The organism is Flavobacterium ginsengiterrae (genome assembly GCF_039539785.1).
Taxonomy (GTDB): Bacteria; Bacteroidota; Bacteroidia; order Flavobacteriales; family Flavobacteriaceae; genus Flavobacterium; species Flavobacterium ginsengiterrae.
Map to the genome: position 1 here is coordinate 745,931 of NZ_BAABDU010000004.1, position 18,854 is coordinate 764,784.

Sequence of the window (18,854 nt, forward strand, 5' to 3'; positions counted from 1 at the left end):
TATTTTATTATAAAATTAGTAAATATATTTATTATTGTTACATTTTTGCAAGTACCCGTATTGTTTACGTTAAATTCGAAAAAAAAATGCAAATTTGCACTTCAATAATTTATACTCATGCCAACAATTTCACTTAAGGGCAAAAACATGCCTGAATCACCGATACGCAAGCTGGCTCCTTTTGCAGATTTAGCAAAGAAAAAAGGACACAAGGTGTATCACTTAAACATTGGTCAACCGGATATCAAGACACCGGAAGTGGCCATCGAGGCGGTAAAAAATATTGATTTGAGTATTATAGAATACAGTCCGTCTGCCGGATATGAAAGCTATAGAAAAAAATTAGCTCATTTTTACCAGCGCCAAAATGTAAACGTTAACACAGAAGACATCATTATAACTACTGGTGGATCTGAAGCCTTACTATTTGCGCTGGCCACAATTACAGATCCCGGAGATGAAATCATTATCCCGGAACCTTTTTATGCTAATTATCATGCGTTTGCTTCTTCTACAAGTGCAACCGTAGTGCCTCTTGTTTCTACCATTGAAACCGCTTTTGCACTGCCAAGTATTGAAGAAGTAGAGAAATTAATTACTCCTAAAACAAAAGCGATTTTAATTTGTAATCCCGGAAATCCAACGGGATATTTATATTCTGAAGCAGAAATTAAGCAATTAGCGGCATTAATTAAAAAACACGATTTATACTTAATTGCCGACGAAGTTTACCGCGAATTTTTGTACGATGGCGATGATGTGCATTTTTCTGTAATGAATTTAGAAGATGTTCAGCAAAACGTGATCATGGTCGATTCTGTTTCTAAACGCTATAGTATGTGCGGCGCTAGAATTGGATGTTTGATAACTAAAAATAAAGAAGTTCTTGCAACTGTTATGAAATTTGCTCAGGCGCGTTTAAGTCCGCCAACAATTGAGCAGATTGCGTGTGAAGCTGCAATAGACACTCCGCAAAGTTATTTTGATGAAGTAATTGGAGAATATAAAGAACGACGCAATACTTTAATCACAGAATTAAATAAAATTGAAGGTGTTATTGTAACAAAACCAAAAGGTGCTTTTTACTGTATTGCTCAATTGCCAATTGAAGATTCTGACGATTTTGCACAATGGCTTTTAGAAAGTTACAATCTAAACGGTGAAACGGTTATGATTGCTCCTGCAAAAGGATTTTATTCGACTCCGGGAATGGGATTGAATCAGGTTCGAATTGCTTATGTTTTAAACAAAAAAGATCTAATTACGGCAGTAAATATCCTGAAAGAGGCTTTACTGGTTTACAACAATAGATAAAACAAACTAAACTTAAACTTTCAAAAGACAATAACATTTACGTTATTGTCTTTTGTTTTTGGACCAATTTTAAATTATATCCAAAAAGGATCGATGAAATAATAAAAACCATAGAAAAGGTTTCCCATTTATTAATTATCTTTACCGCCTTAAAAAGATATACCCATTATAATAGTAGTTTTTAATGATAAATAACGAAGATTTTTTAGACGAAATAGGTGACAGTCATTTCAGCAGTAATGCAAAAAACCCTTTAAGAGAAGATGCTTTTGATATTACTGATGAAGAAAAAATAGAAAAAATTAAAAAAGATGTTGAAAACATTCTGCAGACTCTTGGAATGGATTTAACAGATGACAGCATAAAAGGTACTCCAAACCGAGTAGCTAAAATGTTTGTAAAAGAAATTTTTGGTGGTTTAAACCCTGCAAAACAGCCAAAAGCTTCTACTTTCGACAACAATTATAAATACGGCGAAATGCTTGTAGAAAAAAACATTACAGTTTATTCTACCTGCGAGCATCATTTACTTCCAATTATCGGACGCGCTCATGTGGCTTACATTTCAAGCGGAAGAGTTATTGGTTTATCAAAAATGAACCGTATTGTTGAATACTATGCAAAAAGACCTCAGGTTCAGGAGCGTTTAACGATGCAGATTGTTCAGGAACTTCAAAAAGCTTTAGGAACTGAAGATGTTGCGTGTGTTATTGACGCTAAACACCTTTGCGTAAATTCTCGCGGAATTAAAGATATCGAAAGCAGTACCGTAACGTCTGAATTCGGAGGAAAATTCAAAGATCCACAAACAAAGAGAGAATTCTTAGACTATATTAAATTAGATACTCAGTTCTAAAAGTTTATTGTTTTTTTGTTAATAGTTTATTGTTCTGATGGCAAAAATTCAAAAATTTGAAGATCTGGAAATTTGGCGACTGGCTCGATTAATATGTCAGCAGATTGAATTTCTTATTCAAAATACAAATTTGAAGACTAATTATTCTTTAAGGGATCAAATTGACAGAAGTTCAGGTTCTATTATGGATAATATTGCCGAAGGCTTTGAAAGAAATGGTAACAGAGAATTTATTAATTTTCTTAGTATTGCAAAAGGTTCTGCAGGAGAGGTAAAATCACAATCATACAGAGCTTTCGATAAAAAACTGATTAACGAAGAACAGCATTTGAAATTAAATGAAATGGCTGAACTCGTTAAGAACAAAATTGGAGCTATGATGAATTACTTAAATAATTGCGAAATAAAAGGACTTAAATTCAAATAACAATAAGCGCAAACCAAAAACAATAAACGATAAACAACAAACTATAAACGTTAAAAATATGCCTTTATATACAAGTCAGCCCTTAAAAATATACAATTCGCTGTCTGGCGAAAAAGAAGATTTCATACCAATCCATGAAGGAAACGTTGGAATGTATGTTTGTGGACCTACCGTATATAGTAATGTTCACTTAGGGAATGTGAGAACTTTTATGTCTTTTGACGTAATTTTCAGATACTTTTTGCATCTTGATTACAAAGTTCGTTATGTTCGTAATATTACCGATGTTGGTCATATTGTGGATGATGTTGATGAAGGTGAAGATAAAATTGCTAAAAAGGCACGTTTAGAGCAATTAGAACCTATGGAAGTTGTACAGCGATATACTGTTGATTTTCATGATATTTTAAAAGCTTTTAATTTTTTACCGCCAAGCATTGAGCCTACTGCAACGGGACATATTATTGAACAGATCGAAATCATCAAAAAAATAATTGATACCGGAATTGGTTATGTTGCCAATGGATCTGTTTATTTTGATGTTGTGAAATATAACGAAACTAATAATTACGGAGTTTTAAGCGGCAGAAACATTGAAGACATGCTGGCTAACACCCGCGATCTTGATGGTCAGTCTGACAAGAGAAATCCTCAGGATTTTGCCCTTTGGAAAAGAGCAGAACCAGAACATATCATGAGATGGCCTTCACCTTGGAGCGATGGTTTTCCGGGATGGCATCTTGAATGTACTGCAATGAGTACTAAATATTTAGGAAATCATTTTGATATTCACGGCGGTGGAATGGATTTAAAATTCCCGCACCACGAATGTGAAATCGCACAAAATGAAGCCTGCACAGGACAATCGCCGGTAAATTACTGGATGCACGCCAATATGCTTACCTTAAACGGTAAGAAAATGGCAAAATCTACCGGAAATAACATTTTACCGGGAGAAATTCTAAGCGGTAACAATACGGTTTTAAGCAAAGCTTTTTCGGCATCTGTAACGAGATTCTTTATGTTACAGGCACATTACAGAAGTATTTTAGATTTTTCTGATGATGCCATAACAGCAGCAGAAAAAGGATATAAAAGATTAATGGAAGCTCTTGATGCTCTGCCTTCGTTAAACGCTGGCGCTTCAAGCTCTATTGATTTTACAGCATGGAAACAAGCTTGCTATGATGCCATGAATGACGATTTTAATACGCCTATTTTAATTGCTCAATTATTTGAAGCTGTTCGTTATATTAACTTACTTAAAGAAGGAAAAGAAACCATTTCTGCCGAAGACTTAAAAACATTTTCGATAGCTTTAAATGCGTTTGTTTTTGACGTTTTAGGTTTAAGTGATGAGAAAGCTGCCGACGGTAATAACGATAAATTAGAAGGTGTTGTAAACATGCTTATTGCGATGAGAAATCAGGCAAGAGCCGATAAGAATTTTGCGCTTTCTGACCAGATCCGAGATCAGTTAATTGGGCTTGGAATTCAGCTGAAAGACGGTAAAGAAGGAACAAGCTTTTCTATTTAAAACTTAAATTCTAATAAATCATGAAAGTAATTACGCCTTTTGTTTTATTAGTACGGTTTTATCAAACTGCTATATCGCCTTTTACGCCTGCTTCGTGCCGATTTGAACCTACGTGTTCGACATACATGATCCAGGCCTTGCAAATGCACGGATTATTTTATGGAGGGTATTTGGGAATCAAAAGAATTTTAAGCTGTCATCCTTGGGGAAGAACGGGATACGATCCGGTTCCCGAAAAGAAATGTTCACACAAACATTAACTTTTTATAAAGATTTGACCGGCATTTAATATCTATTTTTAGAAAACATAATAAAAACATTACACTATATGACACAGCCTTTAAATATCGTTTGGAATCCTTCAGAAGGAATAGATTTAGGATTTTTTATGATTCGTTATTACAGTTTAATGTTCGTAATTGCTTTTGGTTTAGGATGGTACCTAATGAAAAAGATTTTCGAACGCGAACATGAACCCATAGACAAATTAGATTCTCTTTTTGTTTGGACTGTTTTAGCAACGTTAATTGGAGCTCGTTTAGGACATGTTTTATTTTATGACTGGGAATATTTCAGAAATCATTTACTTGAAATTTTCTTACCGTTTAAATTTGAACCAAAATTCGAATTTACAGGATTCCAGGGTCTGGCGAGTCACGGTGCGGCAATAGCGATTATCCTTGCGATGTATTTCTACAGCAAAATGATCTTAAAACGTCCGTTACTATGGATTTTAGACCGTGTTGTAATTCCGGTTGCCAGCGGTGCTATTTTTGTTCGTTTAGGAAACTTTATGAACTCTGAAATTATTGGACATGAAACAACATCTGCTTTTGGAATTCGTTTTTTACACGACCAATTCAGTAAAGCCGAAGCTGTAAATGCGACTCAAATTGCAAACCCAAAAGATGCCTACACAGCCATAGCAACAGATCCTAAATTTGCTGATTTACTAGCTCAGGTTCCTGCAAAACACCCAACTCAATTGTACGAATCATTTTGTTACATTTTTGTTTTTGCTATTTTGTTTTTCTTGTATTGGAAAACTAACGCAAGACTTAAATCAGGTTATTTATTCGGGTTGTTTTTAGTTCTTTTATTTGTTGTTCGTTTTATTGTAGAATTTGTAAAAGAAAGCCAAGGCGGAATCGAACAAGAATTAGGTTATTTCTCAACGGGACAATGGTTAAGTATTCCTTTTATAATCATTGGTCTTTTCTTTATTATAAGAGCACAGAGAAATCCTTTAGCAGAATCTTAAGTTTTAAAACAAACTTTTCAAAATATAAAAGGCCGGTATATTTATACCGGACTTTTTTTATTTTCATAGAGTTGGAGTTTATTTGAAATAAAATGGCAATTATTAATAATCAAAAAATGTTTAAGGAACTTGTATTTCTGGATCTTTATAAACTTTTTTATTTCTTATAATGCTTAACTACCCCTTGCATTTGTCTAATATTGTTTCTGAATTATAATTTTCAAAAGGAATTTTTCCAAAATCTTTGATATCGTAATTATATATATTTTCATTTTCATCTCCATCTTTTCTTGAAACTTCAATTCTAGAATATTTATACAAATTAATTTCATTCGTTTCACTAGAGAATTTAAAAGTGGTATATTCTTTAACTATTTCATAACCTCCTCCATTTACTTGTTCTATTGTAAAAAAATTATCCTTCACTTTAATATTACTAAAACCAAGAGCTGTATTTCCAACGTAGTGTTTTGAAATGATGCTTTCATTTTTAAATAATTTGCCAGAGACATAAACACATACTATAGATTCTTCGTAATCACTTGGCTTAAAATTTTCAGCTAGTTCAGTAGAAAAAACAAGAATTTTATCTTGAATTTTGTCATTATTAAGATCACAATCTTGCTGAAAAACATTTTTAAATCCCTCCTTTTCAATCTTATTTTTGAATTCTTCAAAAATTTCAGCATTATTCATATTACCTTTTTCAAAAATTAAGACTCTTTCAATATATTTTTTTATATCTTTTTCGGACAAAAGATCATAGAAGTCAGAATTTTCAAAATTCAAAATATTCTTTTTTGAAGCATCAAAAAAAGTTAATGCGTATTTATTACCATTTCTATTAATTTTAAAAGAACCTTTTTTCCACTCTTGATTTAATTTCTCAAAAGGTATTTTATGCAAATCCTCTTCTTTTATATTGTAATTAGTTAAATATGAAAAATTATCTGTATCAAATTCATATGCAATTAAATTTGGGAATTCTTCTGTATAACCGGGAAGCAGTAATATCCCTTTAAAATTGTTTTCATCAAACAATAATCTAACACCATCATAGTTGTCAGGTAGAAATTCAAAATTGAATAAAATTTGTTTCCAACCAGACACAACCTTATTTCTAACAACAAATTGCATTAGTGTAATATCTTCAATAAATCGAAATTTAAGTTGATAATCTTTATAAGTAATATTCAATTCGCTTATTTCATTATTCCTTTTAGAATCTTTTACAAAATGAACTTCATTGTATTTTGTTGTAGTTTTTATTTCAATTTTTGAAATTTCATTTTTATTCTCCTTACAATTTAACATTGTAATTAAAATAATAAATAATAATACTATTCTAAACAATCTAATCTTTTCCATTAACTTCTTCAATTTTTCCTTTTTCCGATATTTCTTTTTGCAAACTTCTTTCTTGTACAGATTGTTCTGATGCTCTTTTAAAGTGGACATAAAATCCAGGATTACATCTATAATTCAATCCCTTTCCCACTGCATAAACAGTCGTAAATATTTCAAAATGCAAATGTGGCGCACATGTCCCTGATTCTACACCCGAAACCCCACTACTTGCAATAATTTTTCCTGTCTCAACCTTCTGACCTTTTGTAACAAATACTTTTCTTAAATGTGCATAAAACAAAAAGATATCCTTAGTCTTATCAAAATGTAGCCCTTGAATTATTTCGCCTTCAGAAGAGTATAATATTTTATAATCCCTCCTATGATTATAAAATGCTTCCTTATCTGTTATTTTAATAGTAACTGTTTTTCCATATCCAGAATGAGTTTTTACTTCAAATACCTCACCCTCAACACAAGAATATACATTACTTCCAGGTTCAGCAAACAGATCTAATCCTTGATGAACACTTCCATTTCTAGTATTACCAAATAATCCCCAATGCTCACCTAATTTTCCACTTCCACCACTTTGCATGTAAAGAGTTGAGATTGGATTATCTACTGGTTCATGCCATTGCCCTGATGCAGTATTCTCTTTTCCCCATTTACATACATCTATCAAAAAATTTTTCGTTGTAATATTTTTAAAAACATCTTGTTTTTCGGCATAATTTGAAGAGTCATCTCCATTTTTATCTTTCATTTTTACATTATTACCTACTTGTGGACAAATTTTTCCTATTACATCTGTAGTTCCATTTGAAATTTTATTCAGACCTTTCCATCTCCAAAATGCCATTGAAGATAAAACTGCTGTACTTATATCAGTACCTGCCAATTCTGGATAATTTATAATATCAGAGCCTAATTTTAATGTATAAGTATTTGCATACTCATAACCACCTCTTCCTGTCAATTGTAATAATCCCCTACCTCTAAAATCCCATCCATCATTACCTCCCTTGTTTCCTAAACTTTTACCTGTTTTATAGTCCGGCATATAAGCCCAATTAGCAATATTTATTTCATTTTCTAAAGTAACATCAACCGCTTTTGGGTCTTTCCTATTTTTTATTTTTCTTCCCCATTTTTTTGCTTTTTCTCTGCCTTCTTCTGTTTGAAATTTACCAAAAGTGTCAATCAAATCTTGATAATACCAATTAAAACTTTCTCCATTTTTCAACTTCATATTCAAGCCACTTTCAACAACAGCCTGCGCAAAAAAATGCGCTTTATTCCAGCAGGTATCCATATTGAGTTCTTTCATATACTTTGTGTATATTGAAGCAACTGTTTCTAAAACCCCCATATCTGTTTTTGTAAATATCCTTTTTAACTGACCGGCTGTAACCGGATCAATACAATTTTGACAGCCGTCTTTTTTATGATCTTTATTCCAAATAGAATCCTTACTTCCTACCTTCATCATACTGTCTACAAAATTTTGAGTTGGATCAAAAGATACCGTTGTTTCTACAGCAACTTTCTTTTCAGCATAGTCGTAAGCTTTTCTGTCTGATTTTGCGATTCCCTTCTGCTCTTTTTGAGAAGGTCCTTTTTTCTCTGCCGGAGTTTGGGTTTATTTTTTAGTTTCATCGTTTTATCGAAATTAAAAATTTCAACATTTCCATTAATAAAAAGAGTAAGTCCCCATTTCCTCTTAATTCATTTTTAGTATAGAATTTAATGTTATTATACTCCGTTGTCTGCATTTCTATAGAATCGAATAAAAACTTTATAATCTCTTTTTTTTTCGATTCTTTGACTATCTGAAATTTCACCATTTTTATTTAGATTTATATCTTCACTTTTTTTAGTCTTTGTACAAGAACAAAGGAGACAAAACATATTAAAACAATGTTTATTTTTTTTTCATACTACAATTATTATTTATAATTCCCTCAGCTAACAAAAACCTAAAACTTTTGCTAGCTGGGGCTTTTCTTTTGAATATGTCAAGGAACCTAATACTCATTTAAAAAAACTGACAACCTCTTATTGTCTAATTATTTCTTAATCAATCATAGAACCTTTATCATAAATAACTTTTGAGAAATTATTACCAAAATAGTTTATATGTATCCATTTTAGCTTCTTTTGATTCATCAAGAAAATAAAGAGAATCCCTTTTTATACTGCCATCTTTTTTCACATCGTTATTCATGTACAAGATGATTTCATTATCCGTTGCAAAATACTTTAATTGCCAAATTTTATTGTTTTTTACATCCAAATACGAAAGGCAAGTGTAATTTGGAATTTGTTTATCAACTGTACTTCTATAGAATTCGATGGAATCCTTCTTTTTATCATTTAATAAAGTATATAGAATTATTCTATAATCGTTTTTATTTTTAAAAATTTGTTTTACAAACTGATATTTTGCATTAATTAAATTGGAATTTTCAAAAGATGAAAATCGGCTCTTATATAATTTATTTTGCTTTTCTAGTATTGAAGATCCATCCTGTTTAGTAATTGATTTAAAACATTTTTCCTTACCCAAACCTATTGTTGAATCTCCAAAAAAAACATTGACTTGTTCAGATTCATCATCTAAAGATTTTTCGTTTGTATTTTGAGACAAAACATTACTCTTATAGTATTTGAAATTTTCCCCATTATCTGAAGACGTTTTAATTAGAAGAACATCATTTTCGCCCCACGCGATTTGATAAATATTGAAATTTTCGGAAATCAGACTTCTGTATTCTTTTAATTTATTCTTTTCATCAAACTTCAATATTCCTAAAAAGCTATCATTAGCTGTATAAACTTGATTATCAAAATATGCTAAATATTGCTTTTTTGAAGACGGTATTGGGTTTTCTATTCTGTCGTCACCAGAAGAAATTATATTTACTATTTCTCCGTTTGATTTATTTATTAACATAAATTCACTGAAATCTAAACTTTCACTAACCGAATTTCTAGAAAATGCATACATATTTAAAGTTGGATAAAATCCTAAAAAATCATACCAGTTAACTGCACTACCATTTGATTCTACTTTCTTTTCTCTTCTTAACTGAACAATTTTATCATTCGTTTCTAAATTATAATAGTTTGTATCATAATTTAGAGGAATTTCGATAAGAGATTTTTTTGTGACACATAATCTCTTGTATTCACTCACAGAAATTTCCTCAATATTTAATTTTGGGAGAGCCTCATATTTATCAGAGAAACCAACTGATTTCTGTTCTATCTTATCAACATTTATAATTGTTTTGCTATTATTGTCTTTTTTTTGACAATTAACAAAGTTTAAAAACAATATTGATATAAGTAATAAGTTTATTTTTTTCATTCTTTTATTATTTTTACGACATTTAAATTGAATTCTCCAGAATGTAAATGATCTTCATGACCAGATGAATAAATAGTACCAACCAAACTTGAATACCAACTTCCACTCCCTCTATATATTTTTTCAAAATGAAAATCTTTAAAAGCATTCACTTTCTTTTGTTCCAATGATAATGTTGAATAATATGCCGTATCAGCGCAATCTCCATTTGGATGTGTAACACTTGGATAACTTGTCGCATCATCAAAACACATACCTGTACATAAAACGTCTTCTCTTCCTAATTTTGCTAAAGCACCAATAAAACCAGCGTATGCATCTGGATTGCAATATCTTCTTTGTGAACTTCTAAATGAATAAAATATTTTAACATCATCCTTTTCGTAACTTAAATTATCCATCATTCTTAATAAAGGAACTTTTCCTTCTCCTTTTGGATATTTTCTATAACCATAGGTAGTACCTGAAACACAAACATCTCCATTGGCGTAAACATAAGCTACCTGTGCATTTCCACCTGATGGATAGTTATATGTGTGTATATGCCCTTGTGGAATGCTCGAAATTATTGTTCCATTATTTCTTTTATCTACCATAAACCATTTAACTGTGCAAATCTCATGTTCATTATTACTTTTATCATGATACACATATTTGTATTTATCTTTATATTCATCTTTAATTTCCTTAGGAATATGTTTTTCAATATCCCCATTTTCATAAATATGGTAGGTAACAATGTCCTTAGCGTTAAAAGGTCTAGAACTAGCTCCATGATACTTATCGTACATGAAAAAAAATGTTTTCAATAAATTATAATTAGTTTGTCTTTTCGCGTAATTATTAGGCATACCATTACTTCCTCTTCCATTTAATAGTACAGAAATCAACTCGAAATATTTTTCACCAAAAACAGCTAATTCATTGAGAGATTTTCCTAACGTCTCTCTTCCCCATATTGTTATAGCCTGAGACCGTGGATTACTTGTCATCTTTTTATTGATGCTCCAAATCCATGCACCACTGTCTATACAATAGTCAACATTATTAGCGACAATTTCTGGTTTTGTTACAATTTCCTGATTTCCTCTATAATCTGCATAATCCTGATAAGGACCCGGTTTATCAAAATGAGATCTCGCATCATCAGGATCAATCCTCACACCTGTTAATTGCAGTAAACCACGACCTTTATAAACACTTTGGCTTGAAATGAACTCTCCTCTTATCTCTTCGGATAAAGTAAAAGTTCCTGTTTCTTCACAAACTTGTGCTAAAAAGTGTATTTTTTGAATACATGTATTTATTTTATATCTTTTAAATGACTCATTTAGTGATTTTGTCAACGTTGCAAAACTTTTATCATTAATATTGCATGGTACTCGACCACCGCGTCTTAAGGCTTGACCCTCCCAAATTGTTTCGGAACCTTTTAAAAGTTTAACTAATTTCCTAACATCTTTTTCTTCAAAGTTCTTGTTGCAAAAACATACTCCTTTTTCCTTATTCCAAATAGCATCCCCAACATTAACCATCATCATGCTATTTATGAATTCCTGAGCAGGGTTAAAACCAACAACAGGCTCTACAGCAACTTTCTTTTCAGCATAGTCGTAAGCTTTTCTGTCTGATTTTGCGATTCCCTTCTGCTCTTTTTGAGAAGGTCCTTTTTTCTCTGCCGGAGTTTGGGTTTCTTTTTTAGTTTCCGGCTTAGAGTTTTGTGCATACGGATCATCTTTATAATCTGGATTGATTACATCAACATTTTTGCTGGGCTTCGAAACTTTTTTGTAAAACTCTGCTGTTACATAATATTCATGAAATGCGCCTTCATTTGCAGCATTTGCATCTGGTTTTATATTCGCAAGCCAGGCTTGTGCAGGATCAAGATAAAATTCAACATCAACTATTCCGTCCAGAACATTTCCTTTTTGTTCATCTATTTTAATATCCGTTGCATTTTCTTTGCCCTTGCCTCCGTCATCTTCCCATAACGTAACCGATATAGGAAATTTCTCCATATTAACGCAGTGAACACGGGCAATTATAGTCTGTCCGTACTTAAACAATTGAGTCGGTTTCTTTTTATTGATGTCGAGAAGTTCTACAAACATTATTTTACTTTCAACAGCCTGCTTTGTTTTAATATCTAAAACAGCTTTCTCTCCATTGATATCGACCAGCATTCTAATGCCTTTCCGCTTAAGACTTTTTGGAGAAAATGTATATTCTACCGTTGCTCCCGTCTTATTATTTTCTTCTGTTTTTATCCATGAGCCACCCAATAATATCCATACACTCCATTTAATCTGATCATCTGGTATATTCTGAAAATTAGGTCCGGCAAGCTGTACCGGAGTTGAACTGCCAAAAAGATCATAAATAGAATAATATTCTTTTATTCCCACCGAAGGTTCTGATTTACCGTATATTTTTAGTTTTGCCATGTTCTTTAATTTTGATAACAAATAGAATTAGTACTATCTATATCCTCAATATCTAATAATGGATTTATCTGATTTAATACATCGCGATCTGCTTTTTGCATTTGCTGTTCTCCAACTTCGGCTGTTTGTCCGTGTTTAAAAATTTCTATGCAGTCAGGACCTCCAACAGGACATTCGGCTTTGCTGATTTCTGTCAAGATTTTGCCTTCATTACTCAGCGTTACTTTTTCATAAAAATTCTGCCACTTGGTTATTAACGCCATACAGGGTTTGTTTCCACTAGAATTGGGCTGTAAGGTGCATTTACCAAAAGTGCCGTTCTTCAGGGTTTGATTAATATCCTGGGTTGTGGCGATTAATTTTTTGTTTGCGCCTTTGTCGTTGGCAAAATGTTTTTTCTGAGATTTTACTACTAAAATATCCGAAGCACTCGTATCCTCACTAAACTTACATTTGCAGACTGCGCCGTCTACAGCAACATAGTTTTCCATAGTTATATGATTTTATTTTATACTAATACCGAAATGCCGGAATCCATAATAATTGGGCTTTCGTTTAAATTTCTAACCTGAACATTAATTCTTCGGTTCATATCAACCAGATTGCATTCTAACATCAAATTTTCAATTATGTAGTTATTTGGATTTAAGCAATATTGGGCGAAATACTGTTCTTCTAAATTTTCATTTTCTGTTTCTCCCGTTTGTGTTACTTCAATTAGATTATCATCATTCAAATAAGGATTGACTTTTTGAACAATCGAAAATTCCAGTTCTTCAGCTCCGGCTATTGCAGGAAAAAATAATTTCCGTTCTGTTTCAAAACTTCGCGTGTAAGCCCTGTGTATTCCATTAAAATAGGCTCTTAAAAACCAGTTTCCGGAAAGTAACTTTACCAATACGGCATTGTCATTTATCGCATTTTCAATGTTTTTAGTAATGAGGTCAAAAGTTTTTCCGCTAAACATTTCCCGTATATCTTCTCTCTGTTTTTCCCAGCGATCTTTTAATTTGTGATAACTGCTTATATCAATCCATTTTCCGTATTCGTTCACGACTACTCGTAAAGGATATAAAAGTGCAGCGGTTTTTTCTGCAACTGTATACGCTCTTTTATCGACAGGTTCTCCGTTTATTAATAAATCTGAAATCTTATCAATTTGAATAAAATGATAATCGCTTTGGCTGGTATCAGGTCTCAATCGTCTTATACTGAAATTTTGTTCGAGAACCTGAATAGTATCTCCTTTTTCAATTGTATAGGTTACGGCATACTTATGATTGAGTTCAAATGGGCGAAACGGAAGTATATAATCCTGACTAATAAATCGAACCTGCTGCTTTTTCTCGTTATTATCTTTTTGGGCTTCATTGTTATTATTGCTGTCGTTCATCTCCTTTATTTTATAGGACCTTCCAGTTCCGGTTCTTTTAATTCGTTAATCTTTTTTTGGTCTGCACCATCGTTATGAGATTCGATTCCGTAAATGTTATGATCTTGTTTTTTTTCTTTTTTAACAGGTGCCTCGTTTTTTTCGGTTTCTCTATGGCAGACTATCACGGAGTTTTCTGTTATTCTATTTAATGACGCGTCATAATCAGCATCCAGATATTTCGTTTTTTCATACCATTTGGGCTGGAAGTAAAAGACCCAGTTATAGTTATTTCCATCGGGCGTGGATAACTCAATCTGATCATCGCTATTCTGTTTATTGTACCCCAAAATGGCAAGAAGAAATAATCGTCCAAAATCTACTCTTACGGGCGTTTGTGCTCTAATAGAAGTAAAATCTTCATCGTCCGGGTGCTTTTTAATCATTAGGGTTATTAATAAAATATCTTTCAATTCATCTGCTTTAATTGCCTCATAAGACTGGGAAGGTGTCCAGGTAATAAATTTTCGGGGCGGTATTAACATCATGAAGCAAAATACCATGTAGATCGCAGTAGGTACAATAAACATTATAAAGTGTGCCGACATTAAAAACGCAAAGTATATTCCATTTAAAATGGTGTAAATAATTACAAATAGTATGCTTGAATATAATGGAACGAGTGAAGCAAACAATAACTCTGCACCGATGGTTTTTACATTAAACTCCTGAAAAATTTTACGGTAAAGCCATACATGCAGACTGCCTAATAATAAAGATGCTGCCTGATAAAACAAAAACTCATTACGCAGTTCTGTAAAAAGTTTGTTGTAACCTAAAAATGCTATAAGAGCATATATTAATATGAATGATAAAATATATCCGTAAAATTTCTTTTTATAACTGGCAAAGTCTTTTGCTTTATCACTAATCAGGAGTGTCAGTATACCGCAAAGGACTATTGCGACAACTAAAAATACAATAAGCCTAATATCAATAAGACCTAATAAATGCTTTTTGATCATTTCTAAAAAAATAAAATATTCTACACAAATACATTGTAGATTATAAACTACAATAATTTAATAGCAATGTAGTATTTTTATTTCATTTAAAAAATTTAAAAGTAAATATTTTCTTTCTTTTTTTATTTTGGAAATAAAAAAACGGGGAAACCCCGTTTGATGTATAAGACTTTAATTTATACTATTTTTACAAGCCGTACGAAACTCCAAATTCTATATTTCTGGTATTATAACCAGAATTTGTACTGCTCAAACCGCCATTTGAAACGTGTCTGACATCTGGACGAATGTCAATCTGGACTTTGTTCAGTTTTACCGAAAATCCTATTGCAAAAACATCGGCAAATGCAAAACCTTTGGACATTCTTTCGGTTTCAGTATCAGTAATCATAGGTCCAATACTTGCTAAAGCATAAACGGAACAACCCTTACCAATAGGTTTACGAACTAAAAAACCGCAATTGAGTACGTATTCGCGAACACTTTTTAACTGAGTATATTCTGCTCTTTTCTGTTCATAATCCGGAGTATCGGGTTTTACAAAATAAAAGTTCAGTAATTGATGTTTTGCAAAATTAATCTCAGGCTGTAACAGAATTTGATATTGAAAGTGTTTTGTTTCTTTTAATTTGTAATAGAGCTGTACTTTATAAAATTGATTGGTAAACGTATAGTTTCTATTATTGAATTCGCTTCCAAATCCATAATTAAAACCTACTGCAAAACGTGAATTATCTTGCTGTGCATTCATTTTTACAACATAAAGCAGCAGTAAGGTTAAAAGTAATTTTCTAATCATAAATCGTTTTAAAATTCTATTTAAATATAGCACAAAAAAAAGATCCGGCATAAGCCGGATCTTTTTTATATAATTAAAGCAGTAATTATGCTTTGTTATGCTTGTCTTCGATTGTATGTTTTTCGTCACTAGAAATCGTGTCAACCAATACTGGTGTAGCGATGAATAATGAAGAGTAAGTACCTACAATAATACCAATCAACATAGCGAAGATAAATCCTCTGATTGATTCTCCACCGAAGATAAACATTGTTAATAATACAATGATCATCATTAATGAAGTATTCAATGTTCTAGATAATGTAGTGTTGATAGAAGCATTTACGATATCTTCGAAACTTCCTTTACGGTTTCCGATGATAAACTCTCTTACCCTGTCAAATACAATTACAGTATCGTTCATTGAGTAACCAATTACAGTAAGAATCGCTGCGATAAAGTGCTGATCCATTTCCATGTGGAATGGCATGAATTTGTAGCATAAAGAGTAGATTCCTAATACAAAGATTACGTCGTGTGCAACTGCAGCAATCGCACCTAATGAATACTGCCATTTACGGAAAGATACCATTAAGTATAAGAAAATAACTGCCATTGCTCCAAGAACTGCCCAGTAAGAGTTTGTTTTGATATCTTCTGAGATAGAAGCTCCAACTTTAGAAGCTTGTAATACTCCAACTTTTTTACCATCAAATGAGTTGATGAATTTATCGTAAGATGTATTTGGGTAATATTTTTGTAATGCTGCGTATAATTTTTGGTTTACTTCTTCGTCGATAGCAACACCATCTTCTTTAATTTTATATTTAGTTGTGATTTTCAACTGATCATCATCACCTAAAATTTTAGCTTCAACCGGAGTTCCAAAAGCTGCAGATAACTCATCTGAAACTACACTTGCATCAACTGGTTTTTCAAATTTAACCTGGAATGTTCTTCCTCCAACAAAATCAACACCTTCATCTAATCCGTTAATAAAGAAAATAGAAGTTAAACTTACTATTGTTACAATAGAAGAGAAAATGTATGTGAATTTTTTAACTTTAATAAAGTCAAAGTGGAAGTTTGTAAACCAGTTTTTAGTAATGTTTGTAGAGAACGTTAAATCAGCTTTTCCAGCAATGTTTCTGTCAATGAAAATTCTAGCAATAAAGATTGACGTAAACAATGAAGTTACGATACCAATAAGTAATGTTAAAGCGAAACCTTTAATTGGTCCTGTACCAAAGATAAATAAGATTGCTCCAGTTAAAACGTGAGTAACGTTTGCATCAATAATAGAACGCATTGCACCATGCCATCCGTAAGAAGCTGTTACTGCTTCAGATAATGATTTACCTTCACGTAATTCTTCTTTTGCTCTTTCATATATAATGATGTTCGCATCTACCGCTGTACCTAATGTTAATACGATACCTGCAATACCTGGTAATGTTAATACGAAACCAAAACTTGCCATAATTCCGAATAAGAATAGTAAGTTTAATAATAAAGCAAGGTTTGCGTACCATCCCGCTTTACCATAATAGAATACCATCCAAACACAAACTAATAAGAATCCTAATACAGATGAAATAGTTCCTGCGTCAATTGCAGCCTGACCTAAAGATGGTCCCACAACTGTAGACTGAATAATATCTGCAGATGCCGGTAATTTACCTGCATTTAATACGTTAGCTAAATCTTTTGTTTCAGCAACATCAAAAGAACCAGTAATTTCAGATCTTCCTCCAGCGATTGGACCGCTTGTAACACCTGGCGCAGAATAAACGATGTTATCTAAAACAATAGCGATATAACCTTTTTGAGAGAAAGCTCTTCCTGTTAATTCTTCCCAAACTTTAGCTCCCTGACTGTTCATTTGCATAGAAACAGCTGGTTTACCCATTTGGTCAAAAGTATCTTTTGCATCAGTTACAACACCACCGCTCATAGCTGGTACGTTATCTCTGTTTCCTTTTAAAGCATATAATTCTACAGCTTCAACTTCTTTTGCTTTAGCATCTTTAATTGTAGTTGGTTTACTCCAAACAAATTTTGCATTGTGTTGGTCAGCACCCAATAAAATTCTGATTTCCGGTCTTTTAAAGTAACCGTTGATTGCTGCAGTATCTTTAGTAGCGAAGTATCCTAAAACCGGACCACCACCTTGAACAATCATTTTGTCAAATAAAGGATTATTTCCTTTTTTAGCATCAAGAGAATCTTTAGAATTGTCTGTTAATAAAGCATTCAATGAATCTTTAGTAACCGTTTTAGTTTCTGTTTTCTTAACTTCAGTCTTTTTTAAAGCTTCGTTAGCAGCAACTAAGAAGTTACCAACTTCTTCAATTTTAAAAGTTTCCCAGAACTCTAACTGCGCTTTTCCTCCTAATAATTTTTTAATTCTGTCTACATCCTTTGCACCTGGAAGCTCTACTAAGATTCTTCCTGTTTCTCCTAATTTTTGGATGTTTGGCTGTGTAACACCAAATTTGTCGATACGCTCTCTTAATACTTTGTAAGCACTTTCGATAGACTCATCAACTTTTCTTTTGATTACTTTTTGAGCTTGAGCATCTGACATTTGGAAATCAATTCCGCCATCTCCTTGTAAACTTCTGTTTGCAAAGATATCTGGAGAAGCTAATTTTACAGTTCCTTTTGAGTTTGCTTCAAAAGCTTCAAAGAATTTATTTAAATAGGTCTTATTTCCTTCTAAATTCGCAGTTGCATCAGCTAATGATTTATTAAATACCGGATTTTTAGAGTTATTCGCTAAACCTTTTAATACATCTTTTACTGAGATTTGAAGAATAACGTTGATTCCTCCTTCTAAGTCAAGACCTTTGTTTAGCTGTTTGTTTTTAACTTCATTATAAGTGAAGTCTGTAAAACCAAGACTGAATACTTTTTCTTTACCGATAGAATCTAAATATTTCAGCTCTTTATCAGGGTTATCTCCTGCAAAAGCTTTAGCCTCACCTTTGACATTATTTGCCACAAAAGTGAAAGAAAGTTGGTAAATACTTACCAATGCAAATAGAATTGCGAAAAATTTAATAAGTCCTTTATTCTGCATTATTACTAAAAATTAATTATGTTTTATTGTTTGTT

The 18,854-nt window shown here is 32.2% G+C and carries 15 protein-coding genes; 6 read left to right on the forward strand and 9 right to left on the reverse strand.

The window, feature by feature from the left end:
- Nucleotides 1–117: 117 nt before the first annotated feature.
- From ABD859_RS13765 to lgt, 6 genes are all read left to right on the forward strand, one after another.
- Nucleotides 118–1,314 carry a pyridoxal phosphate-dependent aminotransferase gene (locus ABD859_RS13765; protein ID WP_345145192.1) on the forward strand — a complete coding sequence of 399 codons (1,197 nt, stop codon included), beginning with the start codon at nt 118–120 and terminating at the stop codon, nt 1,312–1,314.
- Between the two features lie 184 nt (nt 1,315–1,498).
- Nucleotides 1,499–2,170, forward strand: coding sequence for a GTP cyclohydrolase I FolE (gene folE, locus ABD859_RS13770; protein WP_012024336.1), 672 nt, complete (start codon nt 1,499–1,501; stop codon nt 2,168–2,170).
- Between the two features lie 37 nt (nt 2,171–2,207).
- On the forward strand, nt 2,208–2,597 hold the full coding sequence (locus ABD859_RS13775; protein WP_345145193.1) for a four helix bundle protein: 390 nt from the start codon (nt 2,208–2,210) through the stop codon (nt 2,595–2,597).
- Nucleotides 2,598–2,655: 58 nt separating this feature from the next.
- On the forward strand, nt 2,656–4,134 hold the full coding sequence (gene cysS / locus ABD859_RS13780) for a cysteine--tRNA ligase (RefSeq protein ID WP_345145194.1): 1,479 nt from the start codon (nt 2,656–2,658) through the stop codon (nt 4,132–4,134).
- A gap of 20 nt (nt 4,135–4,154) precedes the next feature.
- Nucleotides 4,155–4,394 carry a membrane protein insertion efficiency factor YidD gene (gene yidD, locus ABD859_RS13785; RefSeq protein WP_345145195.1) on the forward strand — a complete coding sequence of 80 codons (240 nt, stop codon included), beginning with the start codon at nt 4,155–4,157 and terminating at the stop codon, nt 4,392–4,394.
- A 68-nt stretch (nt 4,395–4,462) separates the two neighbouring features.
- Nucleotides 4,463–5,395, forward strand: coding sequence for a prolipoprotein diacylglyceryl transferase (gene lgt, locus ABD859_RS13790; RefSeq protein WP_345145196.1), 933 nt, complete (start codon nt 4,463–4,465; stop codon nt 5,393–5,395).
- 177 nt (nt 5,396–5,572) lie between these two features.
- Here lgt and ABD859_RS13795 read toward each other — a convergent pair whose 3' ends face one another.
- The 9 genes from ABD859_RS13795 to secDF all read right to left on the reverse strand — a co-directional run bounded on the left by ABD859_RS13795 (nt 5,573) and on the right by secDF (nt 18,819).
- A complete protein-coding gene (locus ABD859_RS13795; RefSeq protein WP_345145197.1) occupies nt 5,573–6,763 on the reverse strand; it encodes a hypothetical protein in 1,191 nt (396 codons plus the stop codon).
- A complete protein-coding gene (locus ABD859_RS13800; RefSeq protein ID WP_345145198.1) occupies nt 6,750–8,234 on the reverse strand; it encodes a peptidoglycan DD-metalloendopeptidase family protein in 1,485 nt (494 codons plus the stop codon). Before ABD859_RS13800 ends, ABD859_RS13795 begins: the two co-directional genes overlap by 14 nt.
- Nucleotides 8,235–8,864: 630 nt before the next feature.
- Entirely contained in the window at nt 8,865–10,115 is a 1,251-nt protein-coding gene (locus tag ABD859_RS13805) for a hypothetical protein (RefSeq protein ID WP_345145199.1), read from the reverse strand.
- The gene (locus tag ABD859_RS13810; protein WP_345145200.1) at nt 10,112–12,562 is read right to left on the reverse strand and encodes a hypothetical protein; all 2,451 of its coding nucleotides are present in this window, start codon (nt 12,560–12,562) and stop codon (nt 10,112–10,114) included. The genes ABD859_RS13805 and ABD859_RS13810 overlap by 4 nt, the downstream gene beginning before the upstream one ends.
- Before the next feature lie 5 nt (nt 12,563–12,567).
- Nucleotides 12,568–13,053 carry a DUF4280 domain-containing protein gene (locus tag ABD859_RS13815; RefSeq protein ID WP_345145201.1) on the reverse strand — a complete coding sequence of 162 codons (486 nt, stop codon included), beginning with the start codon at nt 13,051–13,053 and terminating at the stop codon, nt 12,568–12,570.
- A gap of 17 nt (nt 13,054–13,070) precedes the next feature.
- A complete protein-coding gene (locus ABD859_RS13820) occupies nt 13,071–13,955 on the reverse strand; it encodes a hypothetical protein (RefSeq protein WP_345145202.1) in 885 nt (294 codons plus the stop codon).
- Nucleotides 13,956–13,960: 5 nt separating this feature from the next.
- Nucleotides 13,961–14,959 carry a TssN family type VI secretion system protein gene (locus tag ABD859_RS13825; protein ID WP_345145203.1) on the reverse strand — a complete coding sequence of 333 codons (999 nt, stop codon included), beginning with the start codon at nt 14,957–14,959 and terminating at the stop codon, nt 13,961–13,963.
- Between the two features lie 187 nt (nt 14,960–15,146).
- Nucleotides 15,147–15,758, reverse strand: coding sequence for an acyloxyacyl hydrolase (locus ABD859_RS13830; RefSeq protein WP_345145204.1), 612 nt, complete (start codon nt 15,756–15,758; stop codon nt 15,147–15,149).
- Nucleotides 15,759–15,843: 85 nt separating this feature from the next.
- Entirely contained in the window at nt 15,844–18,819 is a 2,976-nt protein-coding gene (gene secDF, locus ABD859_RS13835) for a protein translocase subunit SecDF (protein WP_345145205.1), read from the reverse strand.
- Nucleotides 18,820–18,854: the final 35 nt, after the last annotated feature.